General features: G+C 45.7%; 13 protein-coding genes. 3 read left to right on the plus strand and 10 right to left on the minus strand.

What is annotated here, in order from left to right:
• Positions 1-405 precede the first annotated feature (405 nt).
• The 5 genes from ACFPXP_RS12965 to ACFPXP_RS12985 form a co-directional block, all read right to left on the minus strand.
• Positions 406-1,251 carry a carbohydrate ABC transporter permease gene (locus ACFPXP_RS12965; protein ID WP_379894677.1) on the minus strand — a complete coding sequence of 282 codons (846 nt, stop codon included), beginning with the start codon at positions 1,249-1,251 and terminating at the stop codon, positions 406-408.
• 1 nt (position 1,252) lies between these two features.
• The gene (locus tag ACFPXP_RS12970) at positions 1,253-2,146 is read right to left on the minus strand and encodes a carbohydrate ABC transporter permease (protein ID WP_379894678.1); all 894 of its coding nucleotides are present in this window, start codon (positions 2,144-2,146) and stop codon (positions 1,253-1,255) included.
• Positions 2,147-2,302: 156 nt separating this feature from the next.
• Complete coding sequence (locus tag ACFPXP_RS12975) at positions 2,303-3,679, minus strand: ABC transporter substrate-binding protein (protein ID WP_379894679.1); 1,377 nt, start codon at positions 3,677-3,679, stop codon at positions 2,303-2,305.
• A gap of 185 nt (positions 3,680-3,864) precedes the next feature.
• The gene (locus ACFPXP_RS12980) at positions 3,865-5,445 is read right to left on the minus strand and encodes a response regulator transcription factor (RefSeq protein WP_379894680.1); all 1,581 of its coding nucleotides are present in this window, start codon (positions 5,443-5,445) and stop codon (positions 3,865-3,867) included.
• The gene (locus tag ACFPXP_RS12985; protein WP_379894681.1) at positions 5,423-7,186 is read right to left on the minus strand and encodes a sensor histidine kinase; all 1,764 of its coding nucleotides are present in this window, start codon (positions 7,184-7,186) and stop codon (positions 5,423-5,425) included. The genes ACFPXP_RS12980 and ACFPXP_RS12985 overlap by 23 nt, the downstream gene beginning before the upstream one ends.
• A 410-nt stretch (positions 7,187-7,596) precedes the next feature.
• Here ACFPXP_RS12985 and ACFPXP_RS12990 point away from each other — a divergent pair, with 410 nt between their 5' ends.
• On the plus strand, positions 7,597-8,301 hold the full coding sequence (locus ACFPXP_RS12990; RefSeq protein ID WP_379894682.1) for an ABC transporter ATP-binding protein: 705 nt from the start codon (positions 7,597-7,599) through the stop codon (positions 8,299-8,301).
• A 1-nt stretch (position 8,302) separates the two neighbouring features.
• On the plus strand, positions 8,303-10,633 hold the full coding sequence (locus tag ACFPXP_RS12995; protein WP_379894695.1) for an ABC transporter permease: 2,331 nt from the start codon (positions 8,303-8,305) through the stop codon (positions 10,631-10,633).
• Positions 10,634-10,817: 184 nt separating this feature from the next.
• Here ACFPXP_RS12995 and ACFPXP_RS13000 read toward each other — a convergent pair whose 3' ends face one another.
• From ACFPXP_RS13000 to ACFPXP_RS13020, 5 genes are all read right to left on the minus strand, one after another.
• Positions 10,818-11,486: a hypothetical protein gene (locus ACFPXP_RS13000; protein WP_379894683.1), complete on the minus strand. Its 669-nt coding sequence runs from the start codon at positions 11,484-11,486 to the stop codon at positions 10,818-10,820.
• Positions 11,487-11,769: 283 nt separating this feature from the next.
• Entirely contained in the window at positions 11,770-12,258 is a 489-nt protein-coding gene (locus ACFPXP_RS13005; protein WP_379894684.1) for a DUF3231 family protein, read from the minus strand.
• A gap of 6 nt (positions 12,259-12,264) precedes the next feature.
• A complete protein-coding gene (locus ACFPXP_RS13010; protein WP_379894685.1) occupies positions 12,265-12,765 on the minus strand; it encodes a DUF3231 family protein in 501 nt (166 codons plus the stop codon).
• A gap of 205 nt (positions 12,766-12,970) precedes the next feature.
• Positions 12,971-13,579 carry a class D sortase gene (locus ACFPXP_RS13015; protein ID WP_379894686.1) on the minus strand — a complete coding sequence of 203 codons (609 nt, stop codon included), beginning with the start codon at positions 13,577-13,579 and terminating at the stop codon, positions 12,971-12,973.
• 109 nt (positions 13,580-13,688) lie between these two features.
• Positions 13,689-17,864 (minus strand): isopeptide-forming domain-containing fimbrial protein, encoded by a 4,176-nt coding sequence (locus tag ACFPXP_RS13020; protein WP_379894687.1) that lies wholly within the window; start codon positions 17,862-17,864, stop codon positions 13,689-13,691.
• A 376-nt stretch (positions 17,865-18,240) separates the two neighbouring features.
• Between ACFPXP_RS13020 and ACFPXP_RS13025 the strand changes: the two genes are divergently transcribed.
• The gene (locus ACFPXP_RS13025; protein ID WP_379894688.1) at positions 18,241-21,030 is read left to right on the plus strand and encodes an S-layer homology domain-containing protein; all 2,790 of its coding nucleotides are present in this window, start codon (positions 18,241-18,243) and stop codon (positions 21,028-21,030) included.
• Positions 21,031-21,049 lie beyond the last annotated feature (19 nt).

Genomic DNA, 21,049 nt, shown 5'->3' on the forward strand with positions numbered 1-21,049 from the left:
TCTTTCCTCATACCGCTTCCCCCTGATGCTAGAATTACCAGTTCTATGATATCTTAATAGGAAGGGTATGGTAAGTTTTGTTCATTCTTATTTAGCGGAATCCGTTGATTCTAGTTTAGCGGTTACAAGCTCTTCGTGCAGGCGCACTGATTCTAGAGAGAAAGTCGCTTTCGGGAACTCTTTCTGCCTCGCAAGTAGGGCATGTCGGGCAATCAGCGCTTTTATAGTATGTGTGACCGTTCTTGCAAGTCCTTAACGTCTTATCAGCCACCTGGAATGTCCCCCTTTGTATGAATACGCTATGATGAATTATAACTCAATACGGGACGCAGGACCCTATAAACCGCTCACACCGTTGTAAATTTTTTACAATATGATTTGTACAGCAGGGGAATTCTCATCTTCTCATTGCTTCAAACCGCTTGTGCTAATCCCCTCCACAATGTAACGTTGGAACATAAAGAAGATAATGAATACCGGAATGATACTTAACGTAGACATCGCGAATAGCGAATTCCAATTGGTAACCGCATCGGGATCTGAGAACATACGGAGTCCTAGAGATACGGGATACAGATCCGGCTTATTCAGATACAGCAGGGGCCCCATAAAGTCGTCCCAACGCCAATAGAATGAAAAGATCGCACTGGTCATCATCGCGGGCACGATCAAAGGCATAATGATACGCCAAAAAATCATGAATTTGGAGCATCCGTCGATTTTGGCAGCTTCATCAATTTCGTTAGGAATGGTACGGATGAATTGAATAATCAAAAAGATGAAAAACGGTGTGCCGAAAAAGGTTGGCAAAATCAGCGGCCAGTACGTGTTGATCCAGCCAAACCAGTTGAACATAATATACTGCGGTACCATTATGACTTCAAAGGGCAGCATCATCGTCAGCATCATACAGACAAACCAGAGCTTCTTGCCGGTGAACTTGATCCGTGCAAATCCATAGGCAATCAAAGTCGAAGACAGGACACTTCCGATCGTTGAAGCCACCGTAATCACGGTTGAATTCATAAAAAATGTACCAAATGTGATATTGCCAAAGCCCTTCCAACCCAGACGATAGCTCTCAAAATTGAATTGATTCGGAATTAAGGAATGGGCTGTCGTAAAGATGGTTGCATTGCTTTTAAATGAGCCCGCTATCATCCAAAGCAGTGGATAAAGCATAGCGAAAGTTAACAGGATTAATACCACCTGCTGCACAATGGTTCGATTTAATTTCGTATTCCATCTCATCTTACTTATCTCCCTCTGATTCATAATGAACCCAGTATGAAGAACTCTTGAAAATCAATGCAGTTAATATTCCGATGACGAGGAGCAATATCCACGCCATCGCAGAGGCATAGCCCATGTCAAAGAAGGTAAAGGCTCGCTGGAACAAATAGAGGACATAGAGCAGCGTTGAGTTTAGTGGACGGCCATCCTCAAAAATAATGTAGCTTGGCGTAAACGCCATGAAGCCTTGAATCGTCTGCATGACCACGTTGAATAAAATAATCGGCGTCAGCAGTGGAATCGTAATTCTGCTAAAACGATACCATGCATTCGCGCCATCGACTTCAGCCGCTTCATAGTAGATCGCAGGAATGTTCTTCAAACCCGCTAAAAAAATGAGCATCGAAGAACCAAACTGCCAACCATAGAGCAGAATCAAGGTCCATATGGCATAGTTCGGGTCGCCCAGCCAGGAAGGTGTCGGCATACCTAATGCACCCAAAATCGAATTGATGGCTCCTTCATTGCCGAACAGCTGGCGCCACATGATGGAGATGGCCACGCTGCCGCCAATAACGGAAGGCAGGTATAATAATGTACGGTACATTCCTTTCATGAGGACGACCTTTGCGAGCAGCATCGCTACGGCAAGGGCAAAGACTAAACGAAAAGGAACGGCCGTAATGACATAGAACAACGTGACTTTCACGGACTGTATAAACTTCATGTCGTCAAACATCCGCTGATAGTTGTCAAAACCGATCCAACGAGGTGTCCCCAGCATATCGTAATCTGTAAAAGAGAGATACAGCGACATCGCCATGGGGAAGATCGTCAGTCCGAAAAAGCCGATCAGAAAGGGCAGGATAAACAGATAGCCTGCGAGATTATCCTTACCATTTAATTTTTTCATTGGCTTTTTTCGAAATGACAGTGACCTATCTTTGGTGATCGGCTGATTGATCATTTCATTTGCCATCGCACATCCATCGCTTTCTATCAGTTTAGAATGAAATCGGCCCTAAGGTTGGGTCAAACCTAAACATTAGGGCCGGATGGTTCATCTCAATTAAGAATTTCTCTCAATGATTTCTTCTGCGCGTTTTCTATATTCAGCTGCGCCTTCCTCGGGTGTAAGCTGTTTATACATGACTTGTTCGTGCACCTCAGAGAGGGCGCTCTCAATTTCGGCTGCACCTGGAGGCACAACGGTATCGATGGGGCTGCTGTGCTCGGACACATAGTTAATGTATTCATACACCATTTGGTTCGTCTCATCGAGATTCGGCATTAACGCATCACGGACCACGGATGAAATCGGAACGCCGCGCTCCCCGTTAAGGATCTTATTGGCCTCGATATCGTTGGTCCACCAGTTAATGAATTTAGCGGCTTCTTCTTTCACTTTGGAAGATTCGCTGATGCTAAAGAACATGGATGGGTTTAAATACGCGCCCTTATCATGATCTGGTCCTGGAAGCGGGTCCAGCTTCAGCGGTCGTTGTGCTGCATTCGTCAAAGCAATGACTTGATTAGACCATCTAAAGTCGAACGGCGCTTTCTTGTGAATGATCAATTGATCTTCAACCGCTTCGTGCTGCAGCACCACATCAAGAGTCGGGTAGGTTCCTTTTTCCTGCTGCTCCAATACCATGGAGAAGAAGTCGGCTAAGGTTTGGTCATCATGGCCTAAACCGGTTCCCTCCGGATTGTACAGCTTCTGATCATGCTGGCGCGCATAATAAGTAAACATGTTGGCTACATCTAAAGCTTGAGTACCGTACTGGCCAGTGCTGCCATGCACATCCTCCGCAATAGATTTCCAATCCTCCCAGGTCCAATCGTTAGAAGGCGGTGTCGCACCTGCATCCTTGATCATTTGTTCATCATAAATAACTGTAAGCGCATTCATTCCAAGCGGTATACCATACAATGTGCCGTTTACTTCACCGGATTGAATTAAGCTTTCACTGGTGTTGCTTAAATCAATCAGACCGCTGTCTACAAACGGACCAAAATCGGCTAATAAATTTTTGCCCGCATACTGCGATAAGTATTCTCCTACCGTAATCGCGAATACGTCCGGCATATTATTACCGGCAACCATGGCGGCGAGCTTCTCCCAATATCCGCTCCAGCCAGTAAATTCGGGTTCGATTGTAACATGCGGGTTATTTTCTTCATACAGCTTGATGGCTTCCAGCGTTAAATCATGCCGGGTCTGCGATCCCCACCACAAGAGACGAATCGTGACTTCTTCCTGATCACTGCCATCCCCTGCATCATTGTTCGTTGTTGCATTACCCGTATTGTTGCTTGGTTCATTGGCTGACGAATTGCCTGGGTCCGTATTATTTCCATTGTTTGAGTTTCCCGCACATGCCGCCAAGCTGAATGCCAGGACAACAACCAGGACGACAGAAAAAAGCTTTTTCATGTGCTGCATCTGTAACACGACCTCCCACTTGGAAATTTTATTCATTTTGCTCTGCACTTTAATCGTATTCCAGAGAAGCAAATCCCAAAATAGAAGATTCCGCACTTATTCGTTCAATAATTCGATGTTTGTTTTGGGCCAAGCTTATACTTTGAGCGATCTGGATGTTTATTTTTCCGACCTTTTAACAAAAATCAGTGGTTGAAGTCTTGGCGAACCGATAGTCGTTTAAATTCCGAGGGTGTAAAACCCGTGTAACGTTTAAAAACCTGACTAAAATATTGCGGATTCGTGCCATATCCGACTTTAGCCGCAACATCCTGCATTTTGCAATGCTCAGAACTTTCGATGAATTGTTTGGCTTTCTCCATCCGGACTTGCACTAAGTAATTTGAAAATTTCTCTCCCGTTTCTTTTCGGAACAATTTCCCTAAATAGTCCACGTTCAAATAAAATATTTCGTGGGCCAGCTTCGAAAGCGACAGGCTCTCATCCTGTATATGTTCCTCCACATACTGAATGACCTGCCGAACGATACGGCTCTGCGACTGCAAATTAGAATCAAAAAAGATTTGGGTAATCTGCTGGGCGGTTTGTAAAATAAATTTTTCGGCTTGATCCAAGGTGGCATAAGAAGCATTAGAGTAAAATAATTTCCGTAGGTTTTCATCTAACAGGTTTTGAGGTGCTTGGCGGACGATAATGAGAAACAGCTCGATCACATAAGATTGCACCATACTAACGTCGGCTTTGGATGACTTCAGCTTGCCGATCGTTTCATTCACGATACGTGAGGTCTCCTCCTGATTGCCGCTGCGAACGGCTAAGGCGAGCCTATCGTGATCCACCGTGATTTCCTCCTCAAGCGGCTTAGATATGAGGACATCGCTAGGTGTAATGACGCTCCCTTCACCTAAATAGAACCGATACGATAAACACTCCAGCGTTTCATGGTACATCTGTCTCATCTGCTTCATCGAGCCTGAACTGCTGACCGCCACGGTTACATCCAATCGGTAATACTGCTGGTATATCCTCTTAATGGACCTGAACATGTCTAGAAACTTCTCCAGCGGGCCATCCTCTACCAGCAGTACCAGCCGTTCACTTAATGTCGTATTCAAATACACGTTCACACCCGATTTCTGAGACAGCTCTAAGGTGATATTGTGCAGAGCGAACAAATGCTCAAATTCATGTTCTCCTTCGATTTCGAACAGGAGTAAACGCAGCGTGAGCAGGTGCATATCCAGCTGAAACAGTTCTCCGTAGTAATCCCATTCTCTTGGGCCATAGGTTTTATTGGTTAATGCTTCCTTCAGAAATTGCTCCTTAATTTGAGGCAGTACTTTGGAGAGGCTCTCCTTGTTTTCTAGGATAAAGTGTTCACGCCTTGCCCGCTCCCTTAATTCAGACACGGCTTCTTCGATGACGTCCATGATTTGCTTTTCATTGCAGGGCTTAAGCAAATAATGGCGCACCCCGTGCTTCATCGCGTTTTGAGCCCATGAGAATTCCTCGTGACCCGACAAAATGATGAAGATCGTCTGGGGATAGAGCTCCATCGTACGTTCGATCAGCTCAATCCCGTTCATTTCGGGCATGCGAATATCCGTAATCACGATGTCGGGTGGTGATTGCCTGATGAACTCAAAGGCTTCCTTGCCGTCTACGGCTTTCCCTGCAAGTGTGGTGCCATGAGCTTCCCACTCAATCACGTTCGCAATGCCCTCCAGAATGATGCGTTCATCATCAACCAATAAGACCTTGTACATGTTTGCTTTCCTCTCCCTCGCAGTATGGAATTTGGATTCGTACCGTTGTGCCATGACCTAACACACTTTCAATGTGCAGGCCGTATGCATCGCCAAATAGAAGCCGTATGCGTTCGTGAATGCTTTTCAGCCCAATGCCGGTTCCTTTTGACTTTACGACCCCTTGATGGATGGCGCCAAGGGTCGCATCATCGATGCCGGGACCGTTATCCGTCACCGTAATCAGCAGAAAATGATCTTTCGCTTGAATGTCCAAACGAATTTTGCATACCCCGGATATCATCTCGAGTCCGTGGTGAATCGCATTTTCAATGATGGGCTGAATGGTCAGCTTAGGTGTTTGGAATGACAAGAATTCACTTAAATCGGAGCTTGAATACGCTAGACGCTCCCCAAACCGCATCTGTTGAATGGTAATATAATGCTCGATCAGATGAATTTCCTCGTCGATGGTGATGAGCGGTGCCTTGTTGCTAATAATTCCCCGCAACAGGTTACCCAAGGCTTCTACCATCATGGATATGTCCTTCTGCTTGTTGACCTTGGCCATCCAGTTAATGGACTCCAAGGTGTTGTATAGAAAGTGAGGATTGATTTGAGCTTGAATCGCTTTATACTCTGATTCCTTAATGGCTAACTGTTTCGAATAATTTTCACGAATGAGCTCATTGATGGTTTGCAGCATCAAGCGAAAATGACGGTTGATTTGTCCGGTTTCATCCATATTGATGGACTCGACCTGAAACAATTCCTTGGGATCGATATGTCCGAGCTGGACCTGCTTCATTTTTTGAATGAGCAGCTCTAGCGGTCGGCTGATGGTGTTGGCCGCCCATCGCCCAAAGGAAAGCGCTAACAAAAATAAGAGGCCATATAATGCGATCAAGCCATAGCCTATTAATCGCGACTGATTAAACGTATGCTCATACGAAATGACGTTATAGTAAGTGAAAGATTGATATCTTGAGGTTAAATGGGTGATGAAATATGTATCGCCTTGAAGTGTTGCAATTTGGTAACCGAGGCGATCAGGAAAATTTTTATGGATCAGCGCGGAGGAAAGCTTGGGATTGGATGTCAGCAGCATTTGGCCGTCGTGTTCAATCATAAACATCTTATTCTCGGATAAATCTAGAGTTTGATCGACGAGACGATTCATATCAATATAGACAATCAATAGGCCAAGTTGGTTTAAATTTAAGTTGCGTGTCTCCCGTATCGTTCGAGCGGTGATCAGCACGTTTTTTTCGGTTGAAGGCATCCAAATATTCGCACCAGCCGCTGCCACGGCAGGATCTTCAGCAAAGGACGCCATATTGATATTCTTATTGGTTAAGGAAACGGAATGCTGATTGCCTCTGGAATCTATGATTTGGATAGAAGAAATGAACCGATCCTGCTGAGACAGGAACAACAGCCGCTCCATCAGCACATCCTTGACCTTGTATACATCGAATTCGGTGGTATCTTCATGACGAATGATACTTAAATTTTGCTGTATGGTCGCATCGCTCATGATCGTAAAAGTAAGCTTCTCGATGCGCTTGAGCTCGTTATCAATGGAGGTCGATGACAAGGTGAGAACCTGTGACGCCTCGTCATAGATTATTTTCTCATACAATTGGGTGGCAAAATGAACAGCCGTTATGCTAATACTTGAAACGACTAACATAATGATGATCGTAAAGAAAAATATTTTGTTTTTAATAAGCAGGTTCTTGTAAAACCGTCTAAAGTTCATAAGTCCCCTCTTTCTGGACGCCGACTTTTAATGAAAATCCATTGCCATGGAGAGCATCGTACTCAGATATAATAGACAATTCGGCGGGGTAGAACCAATTCCTTTCCAAAATAAGTGCAGAACCGTATGATTCCCTTCTAGATCCTTTAGTTGTACCTGATTGACGGCGTTATAACACTCCTTTTAACGATATAAGGCTGCTGCCCGTTTTTACTCCGTCTCGAGGTCCGGTTGCAGATTGGTCTGCAGCAGGTTGTTCCGCTATTTCTGCCTTCGTATAATCAAATTGACGAATCATAAACAGATATTGGTATTTGAGGGGTGGAGAGGGAAAAGGCGAAACGATTTCGCAGGATTACAAGGCCAACTGAATCAAGCTTCAACCAATATGATCCGAGAGGATGTTAGAAATGGGAGCGTTAATCGAGTTCAAAAACGTAACGAAACAATACAAGATAGGAGAAGTGCCCATTAAGGCGCTGGATGGGGTTGATTTTACCATATCGGAAGGGGAGTTCGTCGTTATTTTAGGCGCTAGTGGCGCCGGTAAAAGTACGATATTGAACATTCTTGGCGGTATGGATACGGCAACCTCCGGTCAAGTGTTTGTGGGGGATCAAGAAATAACGAGGCTGAACGATAAACAGTTAACATCTTATCGCGGCGAAAAGGTAGGTTTTGTCTTTCAGTTTTACAACTTAATTCCGAATTTAAATGCACTCGAGAACGTTGAGTTTGCCACAGAGGTATGTAAAAACCATCTGAATCCAAAAGATATTCTACGCAAAGTGGGATTAACGAATCGGTTGAAGAACTTCCCATCTCAGCTCTCTGGTGGAGAGCAGCAGCGAGTGGCGATCGCGAGAGCCGTTGCCAAAAATCCTCTGCTCTTGCTATGTGATGAGCCAACCGGTGCATTGGATTATGTGACAGGGAAGGCCGTCTTGAAGCTTCTTCAAGATTTGAACAAGGATACGAAGAAGTGCGTCGTATTGGTCACACATAATTCGGCTATTGCTCCGATGGCGGATAAAGTGATCAAGGTGAAGAGTGGAACGATCGAGAGCGTGACGACGAATCGTGAAAAACAAGCTGTCGAAGGGATTGAATGGTGATATGAAATTATTCCTCAAGCTTGTAAGGGATATGAAACAATCTCTAGGACAGTTTATCTCTTTTGTTCTGATCATCGCCGTAGGGGCTTTCTTCTATGCGGGTTTGGTTGCGTACAGCGATCACCTTGACACTTATTCGGAGGAATATTTTCGCAAACATAACTTAAGCGACTTATATGTATATTACGATCAAATTTCTGAACATGATGTGGCTCGTTTAAGCGAGATCGAAGGAATCGAGAAGATCGAAGGACGCTATACCTTTGATGCTACGCAAGCCTTTGAAGGGGACAAAGCAACGCTAAAAATCCATTCGATCCCCAAGCAAAATGAAATCAATACCCCTGCAATGATGGAGGGCAGGATTCCGCAAGCCAAGGATGAGATCATCGTAGATTCCCATTACGCAGCAGAACATCAAATCCAAGTCGGTGATCAGGTCATCATAAGTACGAATGAAAAAAACTATACGTTCACCATTAGCGGCTTGAGTGAGAATGCGGAATATGCGAAAAAGAACGAAACGCAAGACCATAAAGCCTATGGGGTAGCCTATATGTCGGAAAAGGCCATTCCCGAAATCGCAGACGGCTTCATCTATAATGAAATTCTGATTGATGCCATGGACGGATATGATGTGGACGAGTTAGGTCGTTCCATTGAAGAGCAGTCCAAGCAGGAGCAGCTTGCTTATGTAAGCCAAATGAGCAAAGAACGGACATTCAGTTATTCTAAAATCCAAGAAACGATTTATAATAATAACTTGATGAGTAAGGTGATCCCCTTCGTCCTCTTTGTCATCGAAGCGATTATTTTATTTCTCGCCATGTCGAGGATGATCGATTCTCAAAGAAAGCAAGTAGGGATCATGAAAGCATTGGGCGTGAAAAATAGAACGATCATGCTTCATTATATGGGATTCCCTGTGCTGGTAGGTATCATCGGTTCCATCGTTGGTTGCGTCATAGCGGGTCTTGTATTTATTCCTTTCGTAACGGAATCGAGTGCAAGATCCTACTCGCTGCCGGGTATTACATTCTCGCTTTCCTATTATTCCGTCATACCTCCGATTCTGTTCTCCAGTGCATTTGGAATGTTGGCTTGTTACTTCAGCGGCAGAGCCATATTAAAGGAACATGCAGCTCAAGCGATGCGCCCCAAACCGCCCAAGGCGATGAAAAAGCTGTGGATCGAAAAAGTTCCAGGGATATGGAGGCGTCTTCCTTATAGCTACAAACTCATCATTAGAAACCTGTTGTTAAATAAACAAAAGGCGTTAGCGAGCTCCATTGGCGTGGTGGTAAGTACGGTGCTATTAATTACTGCTTTTGGTACACAATCTTCCTTGCTCCAAGTAGCGGGTCAAGCTGAAGAGGTTTACCAATACGACTTAAGAGTCGATTATTCGCCGGGGACAACGGTTGAACAGATCGAGCTGCCCTCGGGCATTCAGCATAGTCATTTCTTAGCCCAACATCCAATTGAATTGATCAAAGGTGAAGAACACGAAAATGCCACCTTAGTCGTTACGGAACGTGAAAATAATCTCATTCACTATGTTGATGAACAAGAAACCAGGATTCCCTTGGAAGACGGCGGCGTGTTGGTACCGAAGTCTTATGCCGACATATACAAGATTGCTGAAGGAGATACGATCCAAATCAAGTTCACCGCACCGGAGCTGAAGCATAAAACGGTGGATATGAAGGTTTTGGACATCACGACACAGTATTCGAATCCGTCATTTTATGTTACGCCGGACTATATACAGAGCTTTGGTATTGAGCATCGTCCCACCTCGCTTTTAGTTCAAGCAGACAGCTCTGCAGCTGCCCAAGACATTCGTCGTTTCTTTGAACAAGATCCGCATGTGGATAGGATGACAGATCAAGAGGATCTAAAGGAGACGGCCCAATATATTGTGAAGCAAAACAGCTTTGTCTTCATTATGTTTATTGTAAGTGCCGTCATCTTATCTTTTGGCGCGATCTATACAATCTCTTCCATCAACGTGTATGAGAGGAATCGCGAGCTTGCGACGCTGAAGGTATTAGGCTATCAGAAAAACAAAATCAACAGACTGATCTTCGTGGAGAATATCATCCTAACGACAATAGCAGTCATTGTGGCATTACCGATCAGCGGGTATTTCTTTGAGCTCATTGTCAAGGCATTGTCTAGTACGCATCAACAAATTCCAGATCAAATAAATGTGCCCATCATCATCATGTCCGTGATCTTTGCATTCCTGCTTACGATTGTATCGAACTTCATGCTTAGGAGAAAAGTATCTGGCATCCATATGATTGAATCATTAAAAAGTGTGGAGTAGTGGCAGCAGTGGATAACCGTTGAAGTTGTGAGTTTAAAAAAAGGTGACAGCGAATGAAGGCGCTCGGGTGTGAGCGCCTATTTCGCCGTTTGAAAGGAAAAAACAAAAACGGTATTTTCTTTGCGTTTAACTCGATCCATAGGAGCCTCCAAGTCGTGTAGTTGGTTAGTTGAAAAGGAGACCCTTATATATCAAGGAGGTTGTAAAGAAATTCCCACTTATCCGTGTCCATTAACTCATACTGCGGCACTTCTAAATGGCCTCCGAGGTAAACGGTTTGGCCCTGTATGGCAACCACCATAGCTTCGAATACATGATCACTGTCCTTTTGTTTATAGACGTCCCCTAACTTTGGCAATAATTCGTCGTTAGACAGATGGATGTGGGATTCCGTGTCCTCTAGATTCTCAACTGCAGCGTGATCGGGATTTTGAAAATCAATCGGATGGCTGTCATGAGCGCGGCCGGGTATCATTAACATATATTCATTATGCTTTATTCCGTGAGAATTACTTGTGACAACTCCGTATTTATCCACTTCTTCAACCAGTTCTATATCATTCAATGAATAGGTATCCAAGGAATCAGGGATGGGATTATGAATGAATATCATGTCACCTACTTCAGCTCTCCGATTCAGGCTAAGCGTATAGACCTTATGATTGAAGATAAAGCTGTCACGTTCCTTCGGTTTATACTTTTCTACGTTTGCAGATTTGGTTAAATGCTGTGTTAAATCCCGAAGTCGGATCAGGTGGACCGATAGTTTCATCATCGGTTTTACCCCGTATACCTTGTATAATTCATTGTTAAAATAAACAAATTGTCCTTTTCTTACTTGAAATAGTTTCATCAACGGATCTCCCTTCAGGTACATTGGCGAAAACAAAATACGGAATATGATAATGATGGATGAGAGAGGGTTTTGATATAGCTCTGTCCTTGTATTAGGATGGCGTATTATAGAAAAAAATATGAGGTATCATTGGGGCAATCCATATGAGGTTGTTGGTGTAACCGGGGACATAAGTGGAGGTATAACACGTCCAATTACGATATTGTAGGGGAGGGGAGAGTCATCCTAAGATGACCTTTGATGGATCGCATTCAGTGAACCACATGGTTACCTATTCAATTTACAATTTATCTCGGTCTACAGCTTCTGGCGGCCGCTCCATCCATCCCTGCTCTATCATGATATTCGCCCCATCTTCTACGTATAGGGCAACATCCATTTGGCATTTTGCAAATAACGCCCCGACGTCTCTTCTGCCATTAAGTGATGCGCCATTGGCGTACTCCCTTACCTTCATAGAGAACATGTCAACTTTATGAAATACCATCAGTTTATCGGAGTATGGAGGGACGGTAGATGCCGTGACCAGATGGTCTATGAGTGAAGGAGAAGGCAGGTTGTCTTTATTTAACTTGTCGGAAAAGCTGTCAATGTGCTTTTGATTGATATGCTTTCCACGTTCTAAAAACTTTCTTACCTTTTCAAGTCTGGCTCCTTGACTAAAGCCAATGATCAGTGCCTTGCTTGTGATATCGTTATGAATGTTACCTGTGAGATGAGCAATTTCTAATCCGTGCAGTGGTCTGACCTCTCCGAAAAAACCATTCAAAAAGCTTTAATTTTCAACAAAGTGAACTCCCGTTGGCGGCTGAATAACGGGCGCATTCATTAATGCCCCTTTTTGGATTAAGGCGTCATTGACCATGGCGGCTAATTTGGCCGTATCATAAAGACGGCGAATAAAAAAATCGCGTATATCTTTTCTTGTCACCAAAGGAACGGCTACGCTATAAATACTCATTCCTGCTTTACCGGAGTATTGCAAATAATGAAGATAAAACTCATCCTCAAACAGCCTAGGCGCTTCTAAGTTCACGTCTTGATCTGTAAATCCCACTGGAATGGGGAAATCCGCCTGTTGAAATATCGTTTCAATATCCTGAATAATCTCTCCGCATAAACCAGAAGCATATTCCACGATTTTTTTGATTTCCGGGTCGTCCACATGTTTAAGAAAGTGGCTAATAACACACGTTGCCATTGTATTTGAAACGTGAGTTGCCCATAACTTTCCCATTTCGGTTGCGGTTAAATGCGTTTTTTCCAGCGTCGTCATGTCCTCACTCCGTATTTTTCTAGGAATCAGGTTTAATATGTCCATTCAAGGAATGTTTATATAGAGGATCTATTCACAGCAAAAGATACGGACTGCAATACGAAAAATATGGGGGTGGATGGATTTTATATGCAGGTTTCATTGTATGAAAGTGTAACTTAATCAAAAACCAGGTGGAAGTAGAAACGTTCCATCTGGTTTTTGATTACAGCGGTTGGATGGTTTGTACCGGGTAGGCATACACAACATACCGCTCGGGGGCATCTCCTATATAACGAAAAGGGTAACAAGTGGACACAACGAGAACTTCTTCTCCCATCGGGCGTATGACGGAAGTATCGTCTTTATCTACAATTTCTGTACTCTTAATTTCATATTCAAAAGTCCCATACGGCATTTTAACGATGATGCGGTCACCAATAGCGAGTTCGCCAAATTTCCGGAAAACCGTATCGCGGTGGCCGGATAACAATATTTGTTCACCATCCGACGGAAACACGCTAGCGGAATAATGCCCGACCCCTTTTTCCAGCATCTCTTCATCTGTACCTTCTATAATAGGTAATTCTGCTTCGATCTTGGGTATTTCCAGCAGTCCTATGACATCATTCTCGTTAGGGTCAAACTGTTCTCGAACCATAGGGGGAGCGGGGGTGGTCTTAGGTGTATTCAATGGCTGATCGAGTATCAGACGCTCCTCGGCTTTGTTCTCGATGATCTTTTCTGCTTGGGCCAGTGCATTGTTCAACTTGACTCGGTGTTCAGTATATTGGAAAAGGGCAAACAGCACGCAGACAAGGCCAATGCCCATCATGATCGTTCCTATTTTTCTGCGCAGAATACTCACTCCCCGACATGTTGAGTTTAGGAAGAAGAAAAACACCTTTCATTCTGAAAAGTGTTTTCTTCTTGTTGAGATAAATCTAGGATACCCTGCTTTTTCTACGTAAAAACCATCCGGATAATAAAATGATTATTCCGAAAAGCGCAAGGCTGTACATATTCGTAGCTGTATTCGGCAGCTTGTCGCCAGAAGACTCATCTAATGGTCCCGGCGGTGTTACAGTAGAATCACCTGTCGATTCGGATTCGTTTGGAGTCGAATCCGTTCCGGGCTCCGCTGGAGTTGGATCGTCTCCAGGTTCGGTTGGGGTCGTGCCCTCGCCGGGATCTTCGGTTGGCGGCTCGGCATCAGGCTCATTCTCGATGATGATCGTTACTGACGGCGTGCTCGGTTCACCGATGTTGTCCGCGGTCACTTGACCGATGTTTTCGATCGTACGGCCTTCTTGACCCGCTTTCACTTTCGCCTGGAATACCACGGTATGCCAGTCTGCATCGGTTACTGTGCCAAACTTACCTGTAACGATACCGTTAGTGTACTGGCCGTTATCGCCGTCCTCGGCGTCTGTGACCGGCTGCCCATCCATCTTCAAGCTGTTCGCCACATATTCCAGTCCTGCCGGCAATACATCCGCGATCTCCAGGTTCGTAACTCGGCTGTTCTCCACCGTGTTCCGTACACGAATCGTATACTCGATCGTGTCGCCGACTCGAACGCTGTCTCCGTTCAGATCGATGGTCGATTTCTCGGACTCAAGAACCGGAGATGGCGGATCAACCGGTGGGTAAATGACCGGCGGGTATACCACAGGCGGCTCTGGTTCTACCGGCGGTTCCACCGGAGGCTCTGTTGGCGGTTGTACCGGCGGCGGTTCCACTTCTACGGCAATCTTCTCTGTCGGCTCGCTTGGCTCACCAAGGTTATCGCCGACGATAGATGCCGTGTTCGGGATGATCTGTCCGCCTTGTCCGGATTGAATAATAGCCTGGAACTCCAGCGTATGCCATTCCATATCTGTGACGTTGCCGAAGGAACCGTATACGACTCCGGTTACCGAGTGGCCCGCATCGTCTCCTACTTCATCCGTGACGAATATGTTATCTACCTTCAAGCTGCCTGGAACGAATTCCAATCCTGCCGGCAGCACGTCTGTGATTGTCAGGTTTTCTAAATACGTGTCATTGACTACCGTTCTGGTGCGAATCGTATAAACTACGATATCCCCGACCTCGAACTTGGTTTTGCCTGCTTCCAAATGAACGGCAAACTTCTCGGATTCCAATACCGGATGGCGTGGATATACGAGCACTTTTTCTCTCGGTCTGCTCGGGGAATCGACATTATCTCCGTCTGCCTTCGCGATGTTGATGATGTCTTTGCCCGCTTGTCCCGGCAAAATCTTCACCTGGAACGTCACGGTATGCCACTGCGTATCCGTTACGTCACCGAATTGGGCAAACACTTTACCATCTGTGTAATGGCCTTGATCTCCGTCTTGCCCGTCGCTAACCGATGCACTATCCACCGTCAGCGTGCCCGGCACGTATTCCAGACCTGCTGGAATATCGTCTGTGATCGTAAGGTTGGTCACTAAGCTGTCTGTAAGCGTATTGCGCGTTTGAATCGTATAGAGCAGCGTATCTCCGACTTCCGGGTTACCTGCGTCGGTGTTGCCGTCCGCTTTCGCCAAGAGGGTTGCTGTTTTGCTTGACTCCAGCACTGCTCCGCGCGGATAGACCTCTACAAGCTCCTCCGGCTCGCTCGGTGTGGTGACATTATCGCCATCCACCACAGCGACGTTGCGAATGTCTTTGCCGGCTTGCCCCGGCGCTACTTTCGCTTGGAACGTTATCGTATGCCACTCGGTATCGGTCACATCGCCGAACTCGCCAACGACTTTCCCGTCTGTGTAATGACCTCGATCTCCGTCTTTGCCGTCACTTACCGATGCACCATCCACCGTCAGCGTGCCCGGCACGTATTCCAGCCCTGCTGGAATTTCGTCGGTGATCGTAAGGTTGGTGATCAAGCTGTCTGCGATCGTATTCCGCGCTTGGACCGTGTACAGCAGCGTATCCCCGACTTCTGCATGACCCGCATCGGTGTTCCCGTCTGCTTTCGCAAGCAGCGAAGCCGATTTATCCGACTCTAGGGACGCTCCGCGCGGATAAACCTCCACAGTCTCCTCTGGATTGCTCGGTGTGGTTACATTATCACCTTTCACCACAGCCACATTGCGGATGTCCTTGCCCGCTTGTCCCGGCAGTACTGTTGCCTGGAACGTCACCGTACGCCATGCGGTATCCGTTACGTTGCCGAACCTGCCAAAGACTTGTCCATCTGCGTAATGACCTGAATCTCCGTCTTGACCGTCGCTCATCGGTGCAGCGTCCACCGTCAGCGTACCCGGTACGTATTCCAACCCTTCCGGAATATCGTCCGTGATCGTAAAGTTGGTTACGACACTATCTGAAACTGTATTACGCGCTTGAATCGTGTAGAGCAGCGTATCCCCGACTTCTGGATGAGCCGCGTCGGTGTTGCCGTCCGCTTTCGCAAGCAGATCAGCCGACTTGTTCGACTCTAGAGAAGCTATCCGTGGATACACCTCCACGATTTGATCCGGCTCGCTCGGTGTGGTGATATTATCGCCATCCACCACAGCGACATTGCGGATGTCTTTGCTCGCTTGTCCAGGCATGATTTTCACCTGGAACGTCACGGTATGCCAATCGGTATCCGTCACATGACCAAACTCGCCAACGACTTGTCCATCCGCATAATGACCTTCGTCGTCTCCCACGGTATCAGTGACGGATTTGCCGTTCACTGTCAGCGTTCCAGGAACGTACTTTAAGCCCTCTGGAATCACGTCGGAGATGAGGAGATTCTCAATCCGGCTGTCTGCGACCGTATTCCGTGCTTGAATCGTATACAGCAGCGTGTCGCCTACTTCTGGATGCCCATCATCCGTGTTGCCTGTCGCTTTTTCTAGTATAGCTGCGGTTTTGACAGATTCGATTTTCGGTGCTCTATACTCGACCGATGTTGTCACTTCATTGGACTCGATCGTCTCATCTTCATTCGTCAGTAAGTTTTTGTAGCCAATGGTCGCTTTATTGGCGATAGAATCTGCTGCATGGCTTGATAATGCTTTGACTTTGAATTGTACGGTAATGCCGTCAGGTGAAATAGTCGTGTTCGGCAAATCACCGAGCCTGATGATTACCTTTTGTCCGTCAAAATGTCCTGCATCTTGATCGTCTGCATCGGTTAACGCCCCGGCATTCGGACCGCTTACGATTTTCATCGAGCCCGGAATATATTCCGTACCTTCTGGAATGACGTCTTCAAAGACGGCATCTGCCGCAATGTCGCCACCTTCATTTTTAACCTTGACTTCATAAGTGAGTTCATCGCCTTCGAACACTTCTCCCTCAGGCGAAACCGATTTATCTGCGACAACGCATGGTTCGGTTCCTAGGAAAATGTTATCAAGGTAATTACCGAAAGCCAAAGCGTCATTAGATGTACTAATTGCTTTGAATCCAAAACGCGTCACTGTTTGGCCTGCTGGAACCGTATAACTTCCTGAATAAGTTTCCCATGTGGTCCCAGTTGAAATTCTCTTTATTTCTGGTGTGGTATTGAATGGATCGGCCGTAACCGGTCCTATATTAACACTCATCGTATCCACACCATTGTATCCTCTATGGTCTAAGCGCCAATAAATCGTCTGCCCTGGTACGGTTGGTAATTCGTGATATAACATACTATTTGTATCAGCATTTAATTCTGCAAATCTACTCGTAAGATTGTCGCGATCCGGAGTATTTGGTGGTATAGTGCTCGGTCGGGCAGGGTCCATGATTTGAATTATCCCTCTTGGTGTACGGGTGAAATCAGTCGTTTCCCATCCCGGAACCGTGTCTGCATAGTAATAACCGCCGCCTGCTACCGAGTTATCATAGGTACCAGGTCCCTCCGGCTCGTCAAAGCTTCCATTCATGAGTGCCACCGGTGGCGGACAATTACCTGTGGGCATGAGAACGAGTGAGCCTGGACCTGGATAATACTCTGTATCGCCTACTTTGATGTAACCTTCTCCTTCGGTGATAAAGTAGAGACGATTGTAGTCCGGAATGAAATCGAGTTCCTTCCATGTGACCGGCACCTTGGTGTATTCCGTAACCATGACATCCAGCCCAAGCCGGCTCAAATAGGAGCGCCATAAGGCGGACTTTCCGCTTTGCATCGCATATTCCTCCTGCATCGAGTCGAACTTCGGGAGAATGATGACCGACCTCATCGTTGAATTCGCTAATCTATTCTTCCAATCCCCTGCAATATCCTGCATTAAGCTAAAGGTTTTTCGATTTGCTCAATCGCGATTTTGAGATACGGAGTCTTAGAACTGTAGTAAATTGGGGTTCCTTTTGTAAAATGCAGCGAATACCATGACTTTTTTCATGCTTTTTATTCAATATACTGTAAAAAAATGACTACTTCGACAAGGAAAATATTTGTATAATAGTCCCGAGAGGAGGGGTGTCCAAAGACACAACTATATTCATAACGTTGTCGCTGTGTTTTTTGAACAAAAGTACATAATTTACATGGGGGAATTTATATTGCTGTCTAGACACGTGTATAAGAAAATTTCTGCATTACTTGTCGTTGCCATGATCCTTTCTATTTTCTCGACAAGCGTGCTTGCTGCTGGGGAAACAGAAGCGGCGAATGAAGTTACATTCTCTGATATTGATCAATCTTACGCGAAACAAGAGATTCAAGCGTTAGCGGATCTCGGTATTATTTCAGGTTATGATGGTAAGTTCAATCCTAAAGGTTCACTTACTCGTGCAGATTTAGCCGTGGTTCTAGTGAAGTCGTTAGAACTTGAACCCGATACCGCTAGTTCGGAGGTATTTACGGATGTGCCTAGCGATGCTTGGTACGCAGGCTATGTAGGTGCATTGGTAAAGTCCGGTATCACGTACGGTACTTCTGCTACAACCTTCTCGCCGAATAAATTCGTATCTCGTGAGGAACTGGCTGTTCTATTCATTAGAGCTTTCGGATGGGAGGAAACTGCCAAGGCAGCTGAATTAGATGAAACTCTAACAGATATGGATGAAGTCTCGGATTGGGCGGCAGCTGCGGTGTCCTTTGCATTCAAAATTGGATTTATTCAAGGCGTGGACAATGGAGATGGAACCTTTAGCTTTAACCCAGATGGGAACGCGGATCGTCAAGCCTTAGCAAGGCTGGCTTATGAATTTGTTGTGAATAGAGCCGTGTATGAGGAAGCTGTAGCAAATCTGGACGCTGATAACGGCGAGAGCGATGCGGGCAGCAGTACAGGCGGCTTCATTATTATCAAAGACGGTGACGATGAAGAAGATGAAAATACAGCGGCTCATGAGATTACGGAGCCTGGAACGTATACTTTAGGCAATGTCACCGGAGATGTGCACATTCTTGCCCAGGATGTCACTTTGAAGAATACCACGATCACGGGTAATCTCTTAATTGCTGAAGAGATTGCGGATGGGGATGTTATTCTTGATCAAGTGACTGTAACGGGAACAACGACGGTGGAAGGCGGCGGACCGAACAGTATTCATGTCGCCAATTCTATTCTTGCAACCGTAATTGTAAACAAGAACGACGGAAGTATCCGTCTTGTGTTGGAAGACGGTACCAATGTTCAGCAAATCACCTTGCAATCTGGTGCCATCATTGAAACCACGAATGGGGTAGGTCAAATTGGCCCTGTGAACCTGGACAATGCCATTCCTCGGAATTCGAATATTACGTTGAATGGATCATTTACGTCCATCCATGTACGGGCGCAGCAAGTAGCCGTTAACATTGGCCAAGGCTCCACCATCGCTCAATTGAATGTATTGGCGGAAGCTCTAAACTCCACCTTTAATCTGGGGCATGGCTCCAATATTAGAAGACTTATTGTGGACGCGATGACGTCTTTTGCGGGAAATGGAACGATTGCGAATGCAGAAGTGAACGTTGACGGTGTAGATTTCGCCGATCTTGCCACTCGTCCCGTATTTGCAGCAGATCCTTCTGTAACGGATGTAGTGTATTCTCCAGAACAGGTAACCTTAACTGCACCGGACGCTGGACGTCAGATCATTCTTACTGGATTGAAGTCCTCCGGAACGAAAGACGTTACTTCCTTAGCTCAGTGGAGCACCTCTGATGCAAGCGTTGCTGTAGTGACGAGCAGCGGTCTTGTACGAGCTGTAAATAACGGAAGCACGACGGTCACAGCCGATTACGGTCAGTTCTCTGTAGATGTTCCTGTAACGGTTGCGGTTTACCAGTTGGAGACCCCAACCATCTCGGCGATTGAGGTAACCAACGGTACGATTGATGTGAACTTCAGTGGTTCGGTTACGGATGCCATTTATTCGGACTTTAAGGTTACGGCAACTTTAAACGGTCAAAATATAGAGCTGAGTAATCTGCGATATGCGGGCGGCCAGTTTACGTTTGATCCGGTATCTTTAAATGATTACTATGGCTCTACGCTCTATATTACGGTTGAATCTAGTGCCAATGCTGCAAATCAGTTTATAGGAAGCCAAAGCGATGCGATTCAGTTAACAGGTTTCGGCGGGACGATTGTCAATGTGGCTGGAGAACCTGTGCCTGGATTAGAAATTAAATTCCGTAAGGGCCTCAATGCAACAGAAGGGCCGATTGAAGCTACTGTAACAACCGATGCTTACGGGGAATACATGATTTACTTGAAGCCAGGGATCTACACTGGAGAACTGGGCGGTGAAGGGACACCGTATATTACGAGTTATTTGATCGGTGTTTCTGCCGTCAATGTATTTAATGTAGGGGAGAATCAAACAGCCATTCTGGTTCCCGATGCGAATGAAACAAGGATTGTATTGACTTGGGACAGAGACCCGAGAGATTTGGACTCCCATTTAATTGGACCTGCAAGGGAAGGCGGACATTTCCACACTTGGTTCGCTAATAAACAATACAACTCAGACGGTCAGCTGATCGTTGATCTGGATTTGGACGACGTTACTTCTTATGGACCGGAGACAACGACGGTTCGTCAAGATGTGTACGGAACGTATACCTTCTATGTTCATCACTGGGCTGGCGAAAGTACACTCCGGGCTTCGCTCGCGAAGATAGAAGTATACCGCGGAGCTGTGGATGCACCGAGTGCGGTCTATGAAGTTCCAACGGGAACAGGCAGTGAGATCTACTGGATCGTATTTGAAATGACGATTACAGAAGATGGACAAGTACAATTTAAAGCCATCAATGAACTGACGAATGAGGATCCTGCGGATTCAACTTATGTGAACGAATATGACGATGATTGGAGCTTAGCAGAGGGTCAGGAGTCTGAAGAAGGACAGCTTTAGATTGAATCAGTCCATGAGC

The organism is Marinicrinis lubricantis (assembly GCF_042658665.1).
GTDB lineage: Bacteria > Bacillota > Bacilli > Paenibacillales > KCTC-33676 > Marinicrinis > Marinicrinis lubricantis.